The following is a 19,602-nucleotide window of genomic DNA, read 5'->3' as shown; positions in this document are numbered from 1 at the left end:
CCGCCCCGGCGGGCAGCGCGGCCAGCAGCCGGCGCCGGCCCGCGCCGTCGGGCTCGCCGCTGGCCGGCAGCGCGGCCGCCAGCACCGCCGCGGTCGAGCGCATGCGCGCCATCGACTGGTCCAGTTCACGCGACAGCCCCCTGGCCGCCAGCAGGCTGCTGCCTTCGAGCTGGGTTTCCCCGCGCTGGTTCAGCAACAGCAGCACCACGCCGCCGATCAGCAGGCCGGGTAGCAGCAGCAGCGCGAAATACACGCTCAGGCTATTGCAGCGGGTAAGCATTTTTTCTCCCATTTGGCCTGTCCGGGCTCTACCTCAAGCGTAGGCAGCGGGACCGCGAAAAAAAATGCGCCAGATCAAATAATGGTGGAATGGCGGCCGATCCGGCGAAGTTTGATCCAGATCATAAAATTTGAAGATAGGCTTTGATAGCCTGAAGATTCCCGCATCCCGTGGCCCTGCCGCCATTTGAAGGAGTCTGCCATGTCATACAAAACCATCCTGGTCCATGTCGACCAGTCATCCCACGCCGCAACGCGCATCGCACTGGCCGCCCAGCTGGCCGCCAGCCAGGACGCGCACCTGATCGGCGCGGCGCTGACCGGCCTGACCATGGAGTATTACCGCAACAGCGGCGCGACGTTCGCCGGGCCGCTGCCGCAGGAGGAACTGGACGAGATCACGCGCCGCGGCGAACAGGCGCTCGAGCGCTTCGAGGCGCAGGCGCGCGCCGCCGGCGTCAGCTACGAGCGCCGCTACAGCGACGACGAACCCGAGGTCGGCCTGGTGCTGCAGGCGCGCTACGCCGACCTGGTGGTGCTCAGCCAGACCGATCCCGCCACCGAAGGCCTGGCCATGCTGCGCAAGCTGCCCGAGTACGTGGCGCTGTACGGCGGCCGGCCGGTGCTGATGGTGCCGTACGCCGGCGCCTTCCCGCACCTGGACCGCCACGCGCTGGTGGCCTGGGACGGCAGCCGCGCGGCCACCCGCGCCGTCACCGACGCGCTGCCGCTGTTGCGCAAGAGCGCGCGCACCACGCTGGCGCTGTTCAATGCCGAGCGCCAGTACGGCGTGCACGGCGAACAGCCGGGCGCCGACATCGCGCTGTTCCTGGCGCGCCACGGCGTCAAGGTCGAGGTGCTGCAACAGACCACGGCGCCCGGCATGGACGTCGGCAACGCGCTGCTGTCGCTGGCGGCCGACGTCGGCGCCGACCTGCTGGTCGCGGGGGCCTACGGCCACCAGCGCTGGCGCGAGATGGTGCTGGGCGGCGTCACGCGCCGCTTGCTGCAATCGATGACGCTGCCGGTGCTGATGTCGCACTGACGCGCCGCCCGCCACCAAGGAGTGCCGCCATGTCCTACCGTTCGATCCTGGTGCACGCCGACCAGACCCCGGCCGCCGCCGCCCGCATGGCGCTGGCGGTACGCCTGGCGCTTGCCTGCGGCGCGCACCTGACGGCGCTGGCCTGCACCGGCCTGTCCCGCTTCACGCCCTTGAGCGACCCGCTGCGGCAAGGGCCGCTGGTGCCCGAACAGCTGCAGCGCTGGCGCGACCAGGCGCAGACCAGCCTGGCCGCGTTCGACGCCATCGCGCGCCGCGCCGGCCTGCACGCGGCCACCTCGCGGCTGGCCGATGACGCCCCGGAGGATGCCCTGCTGCTGCAGGCGCCCTACCACGACCTGCTGGTGCTGGGCCAGACCGACCCGCAGGCGGCCACGCCCGGCGCCATCCGCGACCTGCCGCAGGAGCTGCTGCTCAACTGCGCCCGGCCCCTGCTGCTGGCGCCGTGCAGGCCGGCGGACGACGGCGATGCCGAAGGTCCCCTGCGCCATCCGCTGCTGGCCTGGGACGGCAGCCGGCAAGCCGCGCGCGCCATCGGCGACGCGCTGCCGCTGCTGAAACTGGCGCAAAAGGCGACACTGCTGGTGCTCAACGCCGAAGCGCGAGCGGACCGGCATGGCGCCGAACCGGGCGCCGACATGGCGCTGTTCCTGGCGCGGCATGGCGTGCGCGCCGAGGTGATGCGCGAATTCACGACCGCCGATATCGGCGACGCGCTGCTGTGCGTGGCCGCCGAACTGCGCTGCGACCTGCTGGTCATGGGCGGCTACGGCCACCGGCGCGCGCGCGAGACGCTGCTGGGCGGCGCCACCCGCACCGTGCTGCGCGACATGACGCTGCCGGTGCTGATCGCCCATTGACCCCTTGAACAACGACCCGAAAGGCGTGCATGACCGAAACCACCGATGACCTGGACCGCAGCGCCGGCGACATGATGCCGTCCCCCGGCGAGATCGCGCTGCGCCTGCGGTATCTGGAACTGGGCGCCGACGACCTGGCGCTGCTGCGCCGCATCCATCCGCTGCTGCAGCCGCGCCTGGAGCCCGTCATCGAAGCGTTTTACACGCATCTGCTGAGCATGCCGGTGCTGCGGCCGCTGCTGGGCGACGGCGCGGCGCTGGCGCGGCTGCGCCGGGTCCAGGCCGGCTACTTCCGCTCGCTGACCGCCGGCGACTACGGCGACGACTACGTGCGCAACCGCCTGCGCGTGGGGCTGGTGCACCAGCGCATCGGCCTGGCCCCGGTGTGGTACCTGGGCGGCTACCGCAAATACCTGACCGACCTGGCGCCGGTGCTGCGCGAGCTGCTGCGCGACAGCCCCGACACCTTCCTGCCCACCTATGGCGCGCTGTTCAAGGTGGTCAACTTCGACATGAGCCTGGCGCTCGACACCTATATCCAGGCCGGCCGCCGCAAACTGCTGGGGCTGAAGAACTACTCGGAGCAGATCATCAGCAGCATGCCGTCCGGCGTGATGGTGGTCGACGGCGGCGGCGCGGTGCGCACCGTCAACCAGGCCATGCTCGGCATGCTGGGCGGGCAGCGCGGCGGCGCCGGCCTGCGCTACGACGAACTGGTCGGCGATGCGGCGCTGCGCGCCTGCATCGCCGAGGGGCTGGACCAGCCGGCCTACCAGCGCGAGCTGACGGTGACGCTGCCCGACGGCCCGCGCCACCTGCGCTGCTGCCTGTCGCGCACCTTGCTCGACAAGCAAGACCTGCTGCTGCTGATCGCCGAGGACATCACCGCGCCGATGCAGGCGCGCGCCGAGCTGCGCGACAGCGAAGAACGCTACCGCGCCGCGTTCGGCCAGGCCGCCGTGGGACTGGCCGAGGTGTCGGCCGACGGCAGCTGGCTGCGGGTCAACCGCAAGCTGCTCGACATCGTCGGCTACAGCGAGGATGAGCTGCTGCGGCTGCGCCTGTCGGACATCGTCTCGCCCGAGGACTGGCAGATCGACGCGCCGCTGCTGCGCAGCCTGGCCGCCGGCGCGCTGCAAAGCTCGAGCCGCGAAAAGCGCTACCTGTGCAAGGATGGCCGCGCGGTGTGGGTCAAGGCCACGGTGGCGGCGATGCGGCCGGCCGGCGACCAGGCCAGCCTGGTCGCGGTGATCGAGGACATCTCGCAGCGCAAGCAGTTCGAGGAGGAGCTGCTGCACCTGGCCAGCCACGACGCGCTGACCGGCCTGGCCAACCGCACGCTGCTGCTCGACCGCATCGGCCAGGCGATCGCCCAGGCGCGCCGCAGCGGCCGCCAGGCGGCGCTGCTGTTTCTCGACCTGGACCGCTTCAAGACCATCAACGACAGCCTGGGCCACGACGCCGGCGACCGCGTCGTGGTCGAGGTCGGCCGCCGGCTGCAGCAGGCCGTGCGCGAAGCCGACACGGTGGCGCGGCTGGGCGGCGACGAGTTCGTCGTGCTGCTGGCCGACCTGCCGCACGAGCGCGCCGCCGGCGCGCTGGCGCAGAAGATCCTCGAGGCGCTGTTCGCGCCGATGCTGATCCTGGGCCACGAGCTGTCGCCGGCCAGCAGCATCGGCATCAGCATGTATCCGAAGGACGGCGCCGACGGCAAGACCCTGCTCAAGAACGCCGACGCCGCCATGTACCAGGCCAAGGCCCTCGGCCGCGGCAACTACCAGTTCTATTCGCACGAGATGAACGCGCGCACGCTGGACCGGCTCACGCTCGAGAGCGGCCTGCGCCACGCGGTCGAGCGCGGCGAGCTGCAGCTGATGTACCAGCCGCAGATCGACCTCGGCAGCGGCATCGTGGTCGGCGTCGAGGCGCTGCTGCGCTGGCATCCGGCCGGCGAGCAGCTGGTCATGCCCGACGCCTTCATCCCGATCGCCGAGGAAACCGGGCTGATCGTGCCGATCGGTGAATGGGTGCTGCGCACCGCCTGCGCCCAGCACGTGGCCTGGCGCCGCGCCGGCCTGCGCGACGTGCGCATCGCCGTCAACCTGTCGGCGCGCCAGTTCCGCCAGCCCGGCCTCGACGCGATGGTGGCGCGGGTGCTGGCCGACACCGGCTGCCACGCCCGCTGCCTGGAGCTCGAGATCACCGAAACGGTGCTGATGGAGCGCCCCGACAGCGCGGCCCAGACCTTGCAGCGCCTCAGCGACATGGGGGTGCAGCTGGCCATCGACGATTTCGGCACCGGTTATTCCAGCCTGTCCTACCTGAAGCGCTTCCCCATCCACGCGCTGAAGATCGACCGCTCCTTCGTGCGCGACATTCCGGACGACGCGGACGACGCCGCCATCGCCGGCGCCGTCATCGCGCTGGCCCACAGCATGGGCTTGACGGTGGTGGCCGAGGGCGTGGAAACGCCGCAGCAACGCGACTTCCTGCGCGGCCAGCGCTGCGACCAGGCGCAGGGCTACTATTTCAGCGAGCCGGTGACCGCGGTCGCGCTGGCGCGCATGCTCGGCGACGACGCCCCCCTGGCGCCGGCCGGCCACCACCCGTTGTCCGGAGCCTGACCATGTCCCTGCCCTCGCCGTTCTCGCTGGAAGGAAAACGCGGCCTGATCATCGGTGTCGCGAACCAGCACAGCATCGCCAGCGGCTGCGCCGCCGCGGCCGCCGCACTGGGCGCGCGGCTGGTGTTGAGCTGCGCCGGCGACGCCGCCATGCCCTACGCCGGACCGGTGGCGGCCGCCATCGGCGCGCCGCTGCTGACCTGCGACGTCGAGCGGCCCGGCGACCTCGCCGCGCTGGTGCGGCAGGCCGCGTCCCGGCTGGGCGGCCTGGATTTCGCGATCCACTCGGTGGCCTGGGCGCCGGCCGACGACCTGCACGGCCGCGTCACCGACAGCAGCAGCGCCGGCTTCCTGCGCGCGATGCAGATCTCCTGCCACTCGTTCGCCGAACTGGCCCGCCATTGCGAACCGCACCTGCGCCAGCGCGGCGGCAGCCTGCTGACGATGAGCTACCTGGGCGCCGACGAAGCGGTGCCGCACTACGGTGTCATGGGCCCGGTCAAGGCGGCGCTGGAGTCGCTGGTGCGCTACCTGGCGCTGGAACTGGGGCCGCAAGGCATCCGCGTCAGCGCCGTGTCGCCGGGCCCGGTGCCCACGCGCGCGGCCACGGGGCTGGAACAGTTCGACGCGCTGATGCAGCGCGCGCGTGAACGCTCGCCGTTGCGGCGGCTGGTGACGCTGGACGAGATCGGCCGGCTGGCCGCCTTCCTGGCCGGCGACGGGGCCAGCGGCATGACCGGCCAGACCATCTACGTCGACGCCGGCTACCACGCGGTCAATTAGCGCGCGGCGCGCCGGCCGCCGATCACGGCTTCAGGTATAGAAGCGAGAAACGGCGCCAGCCGCACCGGCCGTCCCGGCAGGTAGCCCTGCACCAGCGCGCAGCCAAATTGCCGCAGGAAGCCGAGGTGGGCATCGGTTTCCACGCCCTCGGCAACCACGCGCAGCTTCATGTTGCGGCCCAGGTCGATGATGGAACGCACGATGGCGCAATCGTTGGACTCGTGCGGCACGCCGCGCAGGAACAGGCGGTCGATCTTGAGCGAACTGATCGGCAAGGCCTTCAGCAGCGACAGCGACGAATAGCCCATGCCGAAATCGTCCAGGCCGATCTCGAAGCCGAGGCGCACCAGTTCGGTCATGATAGGCAGCGCCTTTTCGATGCGCTGCATGATGACGCCCTCGGTCAGCTCCAGGCAGATCCGGTCCGGCGCGATGCCGGCGGCGGCGGTGATCGCCATCAGCTCGCGCGGCAGTTCGCTGTCGAGAAATTCCGGCGCGGCCATGTTGACGTGCACCCGGATCTGCGGCATGCCGGACGCCTGCAGCAGCGGCAGGTCGCGGCACACCTGCTCGATGACCCAGCGCCCGATCAGCACGATCAGCCGGCTTTGTTCGGCCACGGGGATGAACTGGTCCGGCGGCACCACGCTGCCGTCGGCTTTCCGCCAGCGGATCAGCGCCTCCAGCGCCACCACCCGCATGTCCTGCGTGTCGCATATCGGCTGGTATTCGAGGAAGAATTCATCCCGCTGCAGCGCATCCTGCAGCGCCGACAGCATCAGCAGCTGGGCCGCCACGGCGCCTTGCTGCATATCGTTTTCGCTGCCGAAGTAACTGACCAGGTTGCGGCCGTTGCGCTTGCTGACGTACATCGCCACGTCGGCCGCGTGCAGCAGGCGCGCCGTGTCGCGGGCGTGCTGCGGGAACAGGCCGACGCCGATGCTGGCCGATACCGACAGTTCGTGGCCCATGTAATTGAAGCGCGTGCGCGCCGCCGCCAGCACGGCCCCGGCCAGCTCGTCGAGCGCGGACTCGCCGAGGCCGGCCGGCGCCATCAGTGCGAACTCGTCGCCGCCCAGCCGCGCCACCACCGCACCGGCGGGCGCCAGGCCACGCAGCCGGTCGGCGAACTGGCACAGCACCACATTACCGGCGGCGTGCCCGAAGCCGTCGTTGATGGGCTTGAATTGGTCGAGGTCGATGTACAACAGGCCGAACGGACTGCCCTGCTCGCAGGCGGCGTCCAGCAGTTCATGAAAGTGGGCGCGATTGATCAGGCCCGTCATTTCATCGGTCTGGGCCAGCACCCGCACCCGCTCCTGCTGGATCATGCGCTGGGCGGTCTGGGCGATCAGCGCGCTGATCGATTCGGCCAGGCCCGGCAGCTGCGCCTCGCGCTGACGCGGCGCGACGCTGAAAAATTCCAGCACGCCGGCGCAATGCAGGGCGCCGTCGGCGGCGACATAGGTCACCGGGAAGAAGAAGCCCGATTGCAGGCCGCAGCGCTGCGCCGCCTGCACCCGCGCCATGTCGGCGTGCGTGGCGCTGGCGTCGACCCATTGCGCCCGGCCCTCCAGCCAGGTCTCGCCGACCAGGCCCTCGCCCGGCCTGACCGCCAGCGCCGTCGCCGCGGCGCGGAATTGCGCATAGTCGCGGTCGGCCGTGTGCCAGACATGCCGGCAGCGCAGCACCTCGTCCGCGCCGCTGTGTTCCAGCGCCCAGAACGCGCCCCAGTCCCAGCCCAGTTCCTCGCACACCAGGTGGATGATCTTGTAGACCGCCTCGTCGAAGGTGTCGGTGCCGATCAGGTAACGGGTCAGCGCGAAGTTGAAGCGCTCGCGCATGGCGGCGCGCTTGGCGCCGGTGATGTCGGTCAGCATGCCGGTGGCGACCGGCCGCTCCGCCGCCGCCAGCGCCTGCAGGCGCAGCCAGCGTATCCCCTGTTCGTCCTCGATGACGCGGAACTCGCAGGTTTCGGCGCCGCCGTGCCGGCTGATGGCCGACAGCGTTTCAGCCAGCAAGGCCGTATCCTCGGCCACCACCTTGGCAGCCCAGCGCTCGCCCGCGTCGCCGGCCCCGACGCCGAGCAACTGCAAGGCAACCGCCGACAGGCGCATCTGCGAGGTCTGGCGCACCATCGACCAGCGGCCCAGGCCCGCCAGCTCGTCGACGGGATCGGCGCCTGCCGTGAACGCGAGGTCCAGGCCGTGCGCGCCCACGCCGCAGGCCCATCCTGCCGGGTCGTTCTGCTGGCCCGGCGCATGCCGGATGGGACGAGGCGTTACAACGGAGTGCTCCATAGCGATTCCTGACAGTAGTTAAAGGCGTGCTCGCCTGCCAGCCGAACCGGGGCAATACGTTCAAAACGCCCTATTAACGATCACTTTGGCGATCGCGCGCACCACTGCATGGAATTCCTGCACCGCAGCTAAGCGCCGGGAGGCGGACGGCGGGCGCGACCTCTGGCATGGCATGGACATGCAGAATCCGTGCCAACTTGCAAACCGCTAGTTCAGGAATGGGAAAGGGACTTCAGGCCGACCGTGCGCGGCGGCGCGCCAGCCATGCCACCAGGCCCAGGCCGCCGAGCATCATTCCCCAGGTCGATGGCTCAGGCACGGCCGCCGTCAGCGACACGCCGTCCAGCAGCAGGAACGGTGGCGCGCCAGGCGCACCGCCTTGGGCCAGGAAGGACAGCGCCTGGCTGACGCTGGTCGCGGTGAAGCTCATGGTCGCGGTTTTCCAGCCGCTGAAGCCGCCGTCGGCAATGCTCAGCGCGCTGGTGTTCTGGCTGGCGCCGCCGAAGCCGACCAGCCAGGAGTTGCCGTTGTTGGCGCCATCGAAACCTACCTGCTGCGCCAGCGCGTAGTCGAACTTCAGCGTGTAGGCGCTGCCGACCGACAGGCCGTTGATGGTCTGCGACAGCGTGCCCGGGTAATACAAGGCGTCGGAGGCGAACACGTTGACGCCGTCGGCCGAGGCGCTGTAGCCGTTGCCTTGGCTCTTCAGCCAGATGGCCGAGTTGTAGGTGTTGGCGATGCTGCTGTCCAGCACAAAGTTGTAGCCGCCGTCGTTGCCATTGCTGCTGGTCCAGCCGGTCAGCGTGGTGCGGTTGGCGTCGTTGGTGACGGTGGAAGAAAGCTGCTTGTTGCTGCCGTTGGTGGTCGACTCGAAATTGCCGTTGGTGACCAGGTTGGCGGACGCGTGGGCAAAGCCGGCGCTCAGGGCGGCGATGGCGGACAGGGACAACAGAATAGATTTGATGCGCATGACGCAAGCTCCAGTATTGACGGTAAGTGGCGGGGAAACTGCCGGCGATTTTGGGGCCGACGACAGCTCGACGATGGCACTCATGTCGAACTGGGTTTTAGCATGGGCTTTTGTTAAAACCAACCAAAAGTCATTGCAACGAGGCCATTCTATCAGAATACCTTTTCAGAAACTAAAATATTCTAAAAACAATTTATATTTCTTTGTATCAATTACTTTGAGCGAATACAAGAACCTGCGGAGGTCTGCCAGCCCCCGCAATGCCGCGCAGAATTTTTTTGTTTTGTATTAATGTTTCCCTTTTTAAGCTTGGGAATTGAGCATGAACGGCGATCAGCGCACCAACAAAACCATCAGTTCCGCGGTGGAGCACGGCATCTGGCTGGCGAGCTCGCAGGGTTCCGCTGTGGCATGGGCCTATATGCAGGCGTATCACGTGCCGGTCGATGCGATACGCCGCGTGCTGGCCTACCCGGAAGCGCGCCGGAAGTCCGGCAGCGGCTGCTGCCGCTAGCCGGTGGCGGCCCGCAGTTCAGCCGCGCCGAACATCCGGTCCCGGTAGGTGCGCGGCGTGCAGCCCAGTTCGCGCTTGAACACCAGGTGCATATACTGGGTCGAACCGAAACCGCAGCCCAGCGCCACCTCGGCGATGCTGCGCTCGCCACTGTCCAGGCTGGCCTTGGCGGCGTCGAGTTTGCAGCGCAGCACGACGTCGTGCACGCTGCATCCCAGTTCCTGGCGAAAGTAGGTCTCCAGCGAAGAACGCGACACACCCAGATGCACCGCCACCTGGTGGCTCCTGAGACTACCGCAGGCATGCTGGCGGATAAAATGGCAAGCCCTCATCACCTGCGGATGCCCGGGTGGCTGGTGCAGGCTGGATGCGAGCGCGTTGACCCCGGCCGGCGGCACCAGCACCGGCGCGTTCGGCACGCGGACCCGATGCAGTTTCTGGCTCAACAGATGGGCCGCGGTGCGGCCCATCTCGCGCGCGCCGTGCATGACGGAGCTCAGCGGTATGGGGGTGAGCATGCGTACCAGCGGGTCGTTGTCGATGCCGATCACGGCCACCTGCGCCGGCACCTCGATGCCGGCCATGCCGCACGCCTGCAGCAGCTGGCGCGCGCGGGCGTCAGTCACGGCAATGATGCCGACCGGTTTCGGCAAGCTGCGCAGCCAGTCGATCTGGCGCAGGACCGCCTCGTCCCACGAACGGGGATTGGTCGCGCAGCCGCGGAAGATTTCGGCTTCGCAGCGGTCGCCCCACATCAGGCGGCGGAACGCATGCTCGCGTTCCTGCGCCCAGCGGTTGCCGCTGGCCTCGGGCAGGCTGAACATGGCAAAGCGCTGCAGGCCGACGTCGATCAGATGCTCGCGCGCCTGCTTGACCAGCTGGAAGTTGTCGGTCGCCACATAGGGCACGCCGGGCGGATACTGGTCTTCGACGGCGTAGGAACCGCCCACCGCCACCACCGGCAAGTGGCAGTCCGACAAGGCCGCCGCCACGCAGGGATCGTCGAAATCGGCGATGATGCCGTCCCCCTGCCAGTTGCCGATGCCGGCCAGCCGCAGGCAAAAATCCTCTTCCATGAACACTTGCCAGACCACCCGCGTGCTGCCCAGATAGTCGGCGATGCCTTCCAGCACCTCCCGGTCAAATGTCTTGTTGGCGTTGAACAGCAGCGCAATCCGGTATGTTTTCGTGGCCCCCATATCACGTCGGCGCCAGTTGGCGGTGCGGCAACCGGCTGCCGGCCCCCCGCAGCGTGCACGTTGGTATCCAGGTCATCGTCTCCTCCTTGTCGTTATTTTTTTATGTAACGTACCCTCTCGGCATGGCCGGAGTTTTCCAAGGAGAATAGGAAGATCTGCTGGATCGAGCTAGCTTTCAGGTCGAAATTGCTAGTAAAACGGGGATAGTTGAAGAAATGGTGACGATAGAGCCGAAGCCCGGCTAGCGCGGGCAGGCGCTGCGGAAGGCCTTGGGCGTGCAGCCATACTCTTCCTTGAACAGCTTGTTGAAGTAGGAAACACTGCCGTAGCCGACAGAATAGGCGATCTCCGCCACCGTTGCCGTGTCCTTTACGGACAGCAGCCGCGCCGCCTCCGTCAGGCGCAGCTTGTTCAGATAGCCGCTGAAGGTGAAGCCAAGTTCGGTCTTCAGAATGTCATAGATCTTGTTGCGGTTGACTCCGGTTTGCTCGATCACCTTCTCCAGGTCCAGCTCGGCATCGGCGTAGCTGCTGCCGATGAATTGCAGGATGGCCATCTTCTCCTTGTCGCGATGAGGCTCCAGAGATAATTGCCGATACGCAACAAAAGGCAAGTCTTTCTGCAGCTTGTCCTTGACATCGTCGATCAGCGCCAGCGCATGCTGCCTGAAAAACCACACGGCAAAGCCGCTCCAGGCCAGCAGCAGCAGCACTCCGTACAGCAGCAGGTAGCGGCGGTCGCGCCCCCTCAGTTCCAGTTCGCTGATCTGAACGTCCATGGTGGCCCCCCGCGGACTTTGGAAGGTGCTGCCGATGGCGATCTTGGGCACCCGGTCGAGCTTGTAGGTCTGGCGCGACAACGCCTGGTGAGCCATGGCAAACCACCACTGGGGAGTTTCCAGGCGGGTCAGGTCCAGCTCGACACGCGATTCGTTGTCGCTGCAGGAGAAATAGGCGAGCGGCGTGCGGTAGCTCAGAAATTCCGCCTGCTTGGAGATGCCACCGACGAAGGTGGGAATGCTGAGCGACAGCATGTTCGCCGGCGAACACTTCACCAGCAGGGAGATCGAGCTGTAGCGCGACAGGTCCACGTGGATCTCCTGTCCTTTGCGGTCGAGGAAAAACAATTCGGGGCCGGCAAAGGCGTCGACCGACTTCGCAATGTTGAAGTCAAAGCTCAGCCGCTGCTGGGTTTCATGCAGATGCATGATGGCATTGCCGCCCGGACGCGTATCCCAGCTGGGCTTGGCTTGCCAGGCCAGCGGGCTGTCCCGGGAGGGTAACAGGGAAAGCTGCAAATAGCTCTGTTTCAGGCAGATGTAGCCGAGGACTACGCTTGCTGCGATCAGACAAAAGCACACGACTAGTACTTTTTTATAAAATTCATGCATTGAAAGCCTGGATCAGAGAGTATGACGGTCGCACGTTGAGCTGGCTGCCGGTCCGGCGTTGCACGCGATGTTACCCGCTCGATGATCATATGGCAATAAGCGCACGGTCGGATACCCGCCAGCCCGCCGATGATAAAAAAAGGGCGGCCGAAGCCGCCCAAAACTACGGGAGAGGTAGTTGGAGAAATCAGACTTTCTTGCGGCGGTTCATGAAGGCCAGCAGGCCCAGGCCGGCGCCCAGCATCGCGTAAGTGCCCGGTTCCGGCACGGCGCTGACGTCGATGTTGTCGAGCTGGTTGAAGGCGCCCGAGCTCAGGCGCAGCTCGCTGATGCCGGTCTGCACCGTGTTCCAGCTTCCCTCGCCTTCCAGCACGCCGATCTGCCTGCCATCGGCCGACAGCGCGCTGCCGTCGGAGTAATAGTCGAAGCCGGCCAGGTTGAAACGGCCGCCGCCCACGCGGGTCACGGTCACGAAGGTATCCACGCCGTTTTCCATGCCGTCATGCCAGTTGTACGTCTGCGGCTCAAACGTGCCATCGCCGATGTGGGCCAGGCCGGACGCCGCGTTGGGCGCGTTCAGGGTCAGCAGGAAGCCGGCCTCCTCATAGGTCAGGTTGTTGCCGCTATAGCTCATGTTGGCCGGCAGCGGGCCGGTGTTGCCGTAGACGACGAGCTCGGCCAGGCCGTCGAATGTCAGGACGGCGGCGGCGGCGCTGCCGGCCACCGAGCTCAGGCCCCAACCCAGGACCAGGGCGCCGGCGATGCTTGTTAACTTCATAGGTTTCAATTTATTCTCCGAATAAGTGGATACATGCAGGTTGAGCCGGACCATGGGTCAGTAGCTGAACAGGACGCCGCGGCCGCCGCCGCTGAGGTACAGGCGTCCAGGTACGGTCTGGTCGGCCGCCAGCGTGCCGATGCCGCCGAACTGGTGCTTGTCATCGTTGAAGCGGGTCCAGGTGACGCCGCCGTCGTCGGAGCGGAACACGCCCGACACGTTGTTGATCACGCCGACCACGTACACCGAGGCCGAGTACTTGGCGCCGGCGGGCGCCTTGCCCAAGGCGATGGAAGTGGCGCCGTACACATCGGGCTGATAGATGGACTGCCCCCAGATCGGCGCAGCCGCGCTCAGCTTGGTCCAGGTCGCGCCCGAATCGAGCGAGTGCAGGATGCTCTTGCCGTCCACCACCCAGATGTCGCCCTCCACGTTCGGATTGACCGCCACCGACGTCGCGTAGAAATCGGCAGTCCACGAATTGGCCGCGAACGTGCTGCTCTCGGTGAAGGTGTGGCCGCCGTCGGTCGACGTATAGAAGTGCGCCGTTTCCGACCACTGCACCCACCAGGAGCCGCCCGAATTGTAGGCATACACCTTGTTCGGGTTCTTGCGGTCGGCCACCAGGCGGTAGGCGCGATCGATGCCCATATGATTCAGGGCCGGCAGATTGGTGTAGGTCCAGGTCGCCCCGCTGTCGGTGGTGTAGGCCGGCGTCGAATGGGATGGAGCCCAGATGACGTTGTTCAGTTTGGTGACCGCGAGGTTGCCCGCACCGCCGTCGTTGGCCGCCACGTCAGGATGGTTGGTCGGGAACACTTTCCAGGTGACGCCGGAATCGGTGGAATAGGCGCCGGCCGCGGTGCTGTTCCAGACGTGGCTGCCGGTCGTTGCCATATAGGCCGGATTGGACCAGGCCATGTCCGAACTGTAGGTGCTGTTGAACATGCCCCACGAGCCGCGTGAAGGCGACTTGAACAGTTCCGTCTGCACCGACGTGCCGACGTCGCCCGCGCTGCGCAGCAGCGTGTAGCCGGCGCCCGGAGGCGGCGCCATCAAGGCGCTGGTGGCGACTTCCTCGATGCCCTCGGAGGCATTGGTCCAGGTCGGCTTGGCCGCCGAGGCGTTGCGGGTTTCCCACACGCCGCCGCCATGCACGTGCAGGATGTGCTCGCGGTTGTTCGGGTCGATCTCGACGTCGTCGGTCCAGCCCGAGAAGCCCGCGTCGGGCAGGTGCGGGGCCATCGCGGCGATCTCGCGCCAGGTGGCGCCGGCGTCGTCCGACAGCTGCACCACCGGCTGGCCTTCGTAGTTGCCCCAGGAGTTGGTGACGCCCAGCGCGATGCGGGTGGCCGCGCCGGTGCCGGACACCGACAGGCCGCCCATGCCGAAGTTGACCCACTGCTCGGTATCGTACTTCTTCAACAGGGTCCAGTGGGTGCCGTCGAATTTGTACAGCCTGGACGGACCGCCGGCGCCGGGGCCGGTATCCCTGGTAAAGGCCACGTACATCATGCCGTCCTTGTTGCGCACCATGTGCGGCACGTAAAAGCCCGCCACGTCGGCGGGGGTGGCGATCCCGTTCCAGGTCGCGCCGCCGTCGGTGGTCTTGTACATGCTGTAGCCCAGGCCGGCCACCGCGGCATAGTCCGGCGCGACGGCCGTGTAGATGGTCTGGGTGGCGCTGCCGCTGCCCTTGGTGTCGGTGTCGAAGATCACCTGCTCGAATCCGACCACGCCGCTCCAGAAGACGGCGCTGATTTCAGCGTTGCTCATGTTGTGCGAGGCCAGCGACGTCAGCTGGTTCCAGGTCTGGCCGTAGTCGCTGCTTTTCCACAGGCCGTTGGCGCGCGTTGCGTAGAACAGGATCGAAGGCTTGTTGGGGTCCACCATCAACCGCTCGCCGACGGCGCGCCCCTGGTTGTTGCTGCCCGCCGAGAACGGCAGGTTGACGTGTTGCCAGTTGTCGCCGCGGTCGGTGGAAATGTACAGGCGGGCATTAGGGCTTTCCGACAGATACATGCCGGCGCTCATGTAGACGCGCTGGTCGTCGTTCGGATCGAGCGCCATGGTCTCGCTGCCGTGGTAGAAGCCCTCGGTGGCGCCGAAACCGTCGGTGATCGGCAGCCAGGCGTTGGTGGCCGCGTCCCACCGGTAGGCGCCGCCGATGTCGGTACGCGCATACAGCACGTTCGGGCTGGTCGGATGATAGATCAGGCCGGGGACGTAGCCGCCGCCGCCGAACTTCACGCTGGCCCATCGCGTGGGCGCCGGCGCCTTGGCGGCGCCGCCCATCTTGAGGGAGGCCGCTGTCTGCGTCGGTGCGGCGCTGTCGCGGTCACTGCCGCCGCAGCCTGCCAGCAGGCTTGCCAGCAGGCCTGTCATGACGGCGATTTGTCTCTTATTCATATTTTTAAGCTCCAAGGAAAATAGCGGATCTTCGGTCCTGGACACGACCGTTGCCGGTAGATGCTGCAACGTGATGTTTGCCCGTCCATGTCCACATCTTATTCATAAAAGCACTGTGTCCGAATTACAAAAAATGCCAACGCCGACATCATTTATCACAACCGCCATCGCCGCCGCTACCGCCCCAAACCAGCGGTGATAAGATCGGCCGCAACCATAGGGAATCATCATGAAATATCCATACCGGTCCGCCGCCATCGCAGCGGCTGTGGCCATTACCTTGTCCTGCCCTGCCCTCGCGGTGCCGGCCGGCGCCGATGCCGGGCAGCGGGCCAGGGATCTGCTGGCGCGCATGACGCTGGAAGAAAAAGCCAGCCAGCTTCAACATGACTCGCCGGCCATCGCGCGCCTGGCCATTCCCGGCTACAACTGGTGGAACGAAGGCCTGCACGGCGTCGCCCGCGCCGGCAACGCCACCGTGTTCCCGCAGGCCATCGGCCTGGCCGCAACCTGGAACGGCCCGCTCGTCGCCCGGGTCGCCGACACGGTGGCCACCGAGTTCCGCGCCAAGTATCTCGAAGCGGTCGCCGCCGACGGCGGCTCCGGCATCTACCGCGGCCTGACGGTGTGGTCGCCCAACGTCAACATCTTCCGCGACCCGCGCTGGGGCCGCGGCCAGGAGACCTATGGCGAAGATCCCTACCTGACCTCGCGCATCGGCGTGGCCTATGTGCGCGGCCTGCAAGGCGACGATCCCGGCGCGCCCAAGGTCTCCGCCACGGTCAAGCACTTCGCGGTGCACAGCGGGCCCGAGTCGGACCGCCACCGGGAAGACATCCATCCGTCGCCGCATGACCTGGTCGAGACCTATCTGCCGGCTTTCCACGCCACCGTGACCGAAGGCAAGGCCCTGTCCATCATGTGCGCCTACAACGCCGTGGACGGCGTGCCGGCCTGCGCCAGCGAGAGCCTGCTCAAGGACTATCTGCGCGGCGCGTGGAAATTCCAGGGCCATGTGGTGTCCGATTGCGGCGCGGTGGCCGACATCCACTCGGACGGCGCGCACCGCTACACCGGCACGCCCGAGCAGGCGGTGGCGGCGGCCATCAAGGCCGGCACCGACGTGTTCTGCGAATTCGGCGGGGCGCCGACGGCGGCCCCCGCCACCACGGTGCGCGCCGTCCGCCAGGGACTGCTGTCCGAGGCCGACCTCGACCGCGCCGTGCTGCGCCTGCTCGAGGCGCGTATCCGCCTGGGGCTGCTTGCGACGCCCGACCAGCGGCCGTTCAAGCAGATCACCGCCAAGGATTACGACACCCTGGCCAACCGCGGCCTGAACCTGGAGACCGCGCGTCAGTCGCTGGTGCTGCTGAAGAACGACGGCCTGCTGCCGCTGCAACGCGCGCCGCGACGCATCGCCGTGATCGGTCCGAATGCCGACAGCGTCGATGCCTTGGTCGGCAATTACAACGGCACGCCGTCGCGTCCCATCACCGTGTTGCAAGGCATCCGCGCCAGGTTCCCGAACGCCCAGGTGAACTACGTCGAAGGCACCGGCTGGGTCGCTCCGCCGCTGCAGGACGTGCCGGCGGCCAGCCTGTGCCTCGATGAAGCGTGCACCCAGCCCGGCGTCAAGCTCGAGCGCTTCGACAACCTCGGCCTGGAAGGCGCGCCTGCCGCGGTCCAGACCATCCCTCGGGCCGAATTCAGATGGGGCTGGCCGGACGCCTACGACCGCAAGAGCTCGGCGCGCTGGAGCGGCTACCTGCGCGCCACCGAGAGCGGCGTGCACAATTTCCGGCTGAAGAGCAACCAGGGCTATCGCATCCGCATCGACGGCCAGCTGGTCACCGACTTGTGGGACCTGGCCTGGCCGACCTCGAAAACGGAGCTCAGCCTTACCGCCGGCAAGGTCTACCGGATCGAAGTCGAGGCGCAGCAGGCCGGCTGGGACGGCGCGCAGCAACTGCAATGGACCAAGCCCAGCTTTGACGACACGGCGGCGCTGGAAGCGGCCCGCCAGGCCGACCTGGTGGTCTACGTCAGCGGCTTGAACTGGCAGCTCGAGGGCGAGGAAATGACGGTGCGCGCACCCGGCTTCGCCGGCGGCGACCGCACCAGCATCGACCTTCCGGCCCCGCAGGAAGCGCTGCTGGAACGGCTGGGCGCGCTCGGCCGGCCGCTGGTGCTGGTCAACCTGAGCGGCAGCGCCATGGCGCTGAACTGGGCCGACGGCAAGGTCCCCGCCATCATCCAGGCCTGGTATCCGGGTGGCGAAGGCGGACAGGCCATCGCAGAGCTCATCGCGGGCGACTACAGCCCTGCGGGCCGGCTTCCCGTGACCTTCTACAAGTCCGCCGCCGACTTGCCGCCGTTTAAAGACTACGGCATGCAAGGGCGCACCTACAAATACTTCAAGGGAGTGCCGCTGTATCCCTTCGGTCATGGGCTGAGCTACACGCACTTCAGCTATGCCGCCGGCGCGGCCACGCCGAAGGCGCTCTGCGCTCGCTGCGATGTCAAGCTCACGGTCGATGTGAAAAACGACGGCCCGCGCGCCGGCGACGAGGTGGTGCAGATGTATGTCACCCGGCCCGGCGACGCGGCGCCGAACAGCACGCTGATAGGCTTTGCCCGCGTCACGCTGAAACCGGGTGAGCGGCGGCAAGTGAGCTTCACGCTGGACGGCAAGGCATTGAGCACGGTCGACGCGGCCGGCAAGCGCAGCGTCGAGGCCGGTCCCGCCACCGTGTGGATAGGCGGCGGACAGCCGGCCGGGCCCACGGTCGCGCGCCCGTCGTCCGGCGTCAAGCTGCAACTGACCGTCAAGGGGCGCCGCGACCTGCCGCCGTTCTGAGGGATGCCTAAGGAGTCGCGGCCTGCACCGCCACCACCACGATAGACTTGGCCGGCAGTTTCATGGCCAGCTTGCCGCCCCTGGCCGTGGCCGCGAACGGCGCCGGCTTGACGACGTCCGGCGCGGCGAAGGTGTTGTGCGCATCCATCGCGCCGGCGGTCAGCACCGTGCCGGACGCCGAGGCGGCGCTGGCACCGTCGACGTCGACGGCCACCTCGGCCGCCTCCCTCGGGTTGGTGTTGACCAGCGCCAGATACAGCTTGCCGTCCTTGCCGCGCGCGGCCGAAGCGCTGACGGCCGGCATGCTGACGCCGCCGAACGCATACGACGGATTGTTCGCGAGCCGCACCGGCACCGAGCTCGCATCCTGGAACGGCACATACATCTTGAACGCATGATAGGTCGGCGTCAGCACCATGCTGGCGCCGTCGGTACGTATCATGGCCTGCAGCACATTGACCATCTGCGCGATGCTGGTCATGCGCACGCGCTCCGCATGGGCGTGGAAGATGTTGAAGTTGAGCGCGGCCACCACCGCGTCGCGCAAGGAATTCTGCTGCACCAGGAAACCCGACCGGCTGCCCTCCTCCGCGTCGTACCAGGTGCCCCATTCGTCGACCACGAAGGCCAGCTTGTTCTGCTTGTCATGCTGATCCAGCTTGGCGACGTTGGCGGAGATGAAACCCTCCATGCGCTGTGTCTGCTGCAGCGTCCAGATCCACCGGTCTTCGTCGAAGCCGGTCGCGCCGTACTTGCCGTTGCGGTCGGGGCCGGGCGAGGTGTAATAGTGGAAGGAAACCCCGTCAAGGCGGCCCCGGACCCTGGAGCTCAGGTAATCGGTCCAACTGGTGTCGTCGTCGTGGCCGCCGGCGGCGATGAACTGCATGGCGCTGCCCGGCGCCGGATGCAGGAAGCTGGCATAGCGGCTGTATTCACGGGCGTACTGCTCGACCGGCATATTGCCGCCGCAGCCCCAGGCCTCATTGCCGACGCCGAAGAAGGCGACCTTGTAGGGCGCCGGATGGCCGTTGCTGGCGCGCAGCGCGGCCAGGCTGGAGTTGCCGCCGGCGGTCAGGTACTCGACCCACTCGGCCATTTCCTGCACGGTGCCGGAACCGAGATTGCCGTTGACATACGCGTCGGCGCCGATCTGCTCGACCAGTTCAAAAAACTCGTGCGTGCCGACAGCGTTGCTTTCATCGACGCCGCCCCAGTTGGTATTGATACGCACCGGCCGCCCGGCGCGCGCGCCTATGCCGTCGCGCCAATGGTACTGGTCGGCAAAGCAGCCGCCCGGCCAGCGCACCACCGGCACGAGCAAGGCCTTCAGCGCGGCCACCACGTCGTTGCGCCAGCCGCGGGTATTGGGGATGGCGGATTCCGGCCCCACCCACAGGCCGCCGTAAACGCCGGCGCCGAGATGCTCGGCGAACTGGCCGTAGACATACTTGCTGATGACCGGGCCCGGCTTGGCCGACTCGATCGTGACGCCGACCTCGGCCGCCGCCGGCGGGAAGGCGAACGCGGCGGCCAGGCCGGCGGCAAGCGCCGACAATCTGATGATACTCATACTGGTC

General features: G+C 67.3%; 15 protein-coding genes. 7 read left to right on the top strand and 8 right to left on the bottom strand.

Annotated features, from left to right (window positions below; genetic code table 11):
- Positions 1-280 (bottom strand): hypothetical protein (locus ABWW33_RS18715; RefSeq protein ID WP_353403205.1); only part of this gene is annotated, 280 nt, incomplete at its 3' end.
- A gap of 201 nt (positions 281-481) precedes the next feature.
- Here ABWW33_RS18715 and ABWW33_RS18710 point away from each other — a divergent pair.
- From ABWW33_RS18710 to fabI, 4 genes are read left to right on the top strand one after another with little or no spacing between them, the layout of a single operon-like run.
- Positions 482-1,324 (top strand): universal stress protein, encoded by an 843-nt coding sequence (locus ABWW33_RS18710; protein WP_176651543.1) that lies wholly within the window; start codon positions 482-484, stop codon positions 1,322-1,324.
- A 29-nt stretch (positions 1,325-1,353) separates the two neighbouring features.
- Positions 1,354-2,202 (top strand): universal stress protein, encoded by an 849-nt coding sequence (locus ABWW33_RS18705; protein ID WP_353403204.1) that lies wholly within the window; start codon positions 1,354-1,356, stop codon positions 2,200-2,202.
- A 29-nt stretch (positions 2,203-2,231) separates the two neighbouring features.
- Complete coding sequence (locus tag ABWW33_RS18700; protein WP_353403203.1) at positions 2,232-4,826, top strand: EAL domain-containing protein; 2,595 nt, start codon at positions 2,232-2,234, stop codon at positions 4,824-4,826.
- A gap of 2 nt (positions 4,827-4,828) precedes the next feature.
- Entirely contained in the window at positions 4,829-5,608 is a 780-nt protein-coding gene (gene fabI / locus ABWW33_RS18695) for an enoyl-ACP reductase FabI (RefSeq protein ID WP_353403202.1), read from the top strand.
- Here fabI and ABWW33_RS18690 read toward each other — a convergent pair.
- Both ABWW33_RS18690 and ABWW33_RS18685 read right to left on the bottom strand, forming a co-directional pair.
- Positions 5,605-7,908 (bottom strand): putative bifunctional diguanylate cyclase/phosphodiesterase, encoded by a 2,304-nt coding sequence (locus tag ABWW33_RS18690; protein WP_353403201.1) that lies wholly within the window; start codon positions 7,906-7,908, stop codon positions 5,605-5,607. The genes fabI and ABWW33_RS18690 overlap by 4 nt on opposite strands.
- Before the next feature lie 232 nt (positions 7,909-8,140).
- A complete protein-coding gene (locus ABWW33_RS18685) occupies positions 8,141-8,878 on the bottom strand; it encodes a PEP-CTERM sorting domain-containing protein (protein WP_353403200.1) in 738 nt (245 codons plus the stop codon).
- On the opposite strand from ABWW33_RS18685, the gene ABWW33_RS18680 reads away from it, so the two are divergent.
- Both ABWW33_RS18680 and ABWW33_RS18675 read left to right on the top strand, forming a co-directional pair.
- Positions 8,871-9,170, top strand: coding sequence for a hypothetical protein (locus tag ABWW33_RS18680; protein ID WP_353403199.1), 300 nt, complete (start codon positions 8,871-8,873; stop codon positions 9,168-9,170). The two genes, ABWW33_RS18685 and ABWW33_RS18680, sit on opposite strands and share 8 nt — an antisense overlap.
- A gap of 30 nt (positions 9,171-9,200) precedes the next feature.
- Complete coding sequence (locus ABWW33_RS18675; protein WP_176651549.1) at positions 9,201-9,392, top strand: hypothetical protein; 192 nt, start codon at positions 9,201-9,203, stop codon at positions 9,390-9,392.
- Here ABWW33_RS18675 and ABWW33_RS18670 read toward each other — a convergent pair.
- The 4 genes from ABWW33_RS18670 to ABWW33_RS18655 form a co-directional block, all read right to left on the bottom strand.
- Positions 9,389-10,591, bottom strand: coding sequence for a XylR family transcriptional regulator (locus ABWW33_RS18670; protein WP_353403198.1), 1,203 nt, complete (start codon positions 10,589-10,591; stop codon positions 9,389-9,391). The genes ABWW33_RS18675 and ABWW33_RS18670 overlap by 4 nt on opposite strands.
- Positions 10,592-10,832: 241 nt before the next feature.
- Positions 10,833-11,888 (bottom strand): helix-turn-helix transcriptional regulator, encoded by a 1,056-nt coding sequence (locus ABWW33_RS18665; protein WP_353403197.1) that lies wholly within the window; start codon positions 11,886-11,888, stop codon positions 10,833-10,835.
- A 280-nt stretch (positions 11,889-12,168) separates the two neighbouring features.
- Complete coding sequence (locus tag ABWW33_RS18660; RefSeq protein WP_353403196.1) at positions 12,169-12,759, bottom strand: PEP-CTERM sorting domain-containing protein; 591 nt, start codon at positions 12,757-12,759, stop codon at positions 12,169-12,171.
- A gap of 57 nt (positions 12,760-12,816) precedes the next feature.
- Positions 12,817-15,168 carry a dockerin gene (locus tag ABWW33_RS18655; protein WP_353403195.1) on the bottom strand — a complete coding sequence of 784 codons (2,352 nt, stop codon included), beginning with the start codon at positions 15,166-15,168 and terminating at the stop codon, positions 12,817-12,819.
- A gap of 229 nt (positions 15,169-15,397) precedes the next feature.
- On the opposite strand from ABWW33_RS18655, the gene ABWW33_RS18650 reads away from it, so the two are divergent.
- A complete protein-coding gene (locus ABWW33_RS18650; protein WP_353403194.1) occupies positions 15,398-18,025 on the top strand; it encodes a glycoside hydrolase family 3 C-terminal domain-containing protein in 2,628 nt (875 codons plus the stop codon).
- A gap of 7 nt (positions 18,026-18,032) precedes the next feature.
- On the opposite strand, the gene ABWW33_RS18645 is transcribed toward ABWW33_RS18650, so the two are convergent.
- Entirely contained in the window at positions 18,033-19,595 is a 1,563-nt protein-coding gene (locus ABWW33_RS18645) for an alpha-N-arabinofuranosidase (RefSeq protein WP_353403193.1), read from the bottom strand.
- Between the last annotated feature and the right edge of the window lie 7 nt (positions 19,596-19,602).

Origin of the sequence: Duganella hordei (assembly GCF_040369125.1) — a bacterium.
GTDB classification, from domain to species: domain Bacteria; phylum Pseudomonadota; class Gammaproteobacteria; order Burkholderiales; family Burkholderiaceae_D; genus Rugamonas; species Rugamonas hordei.
Note: the sequence above shows the minus strand (reverse complement) of the source record. Positions and strands in the feature narration are given on the sequence as shown.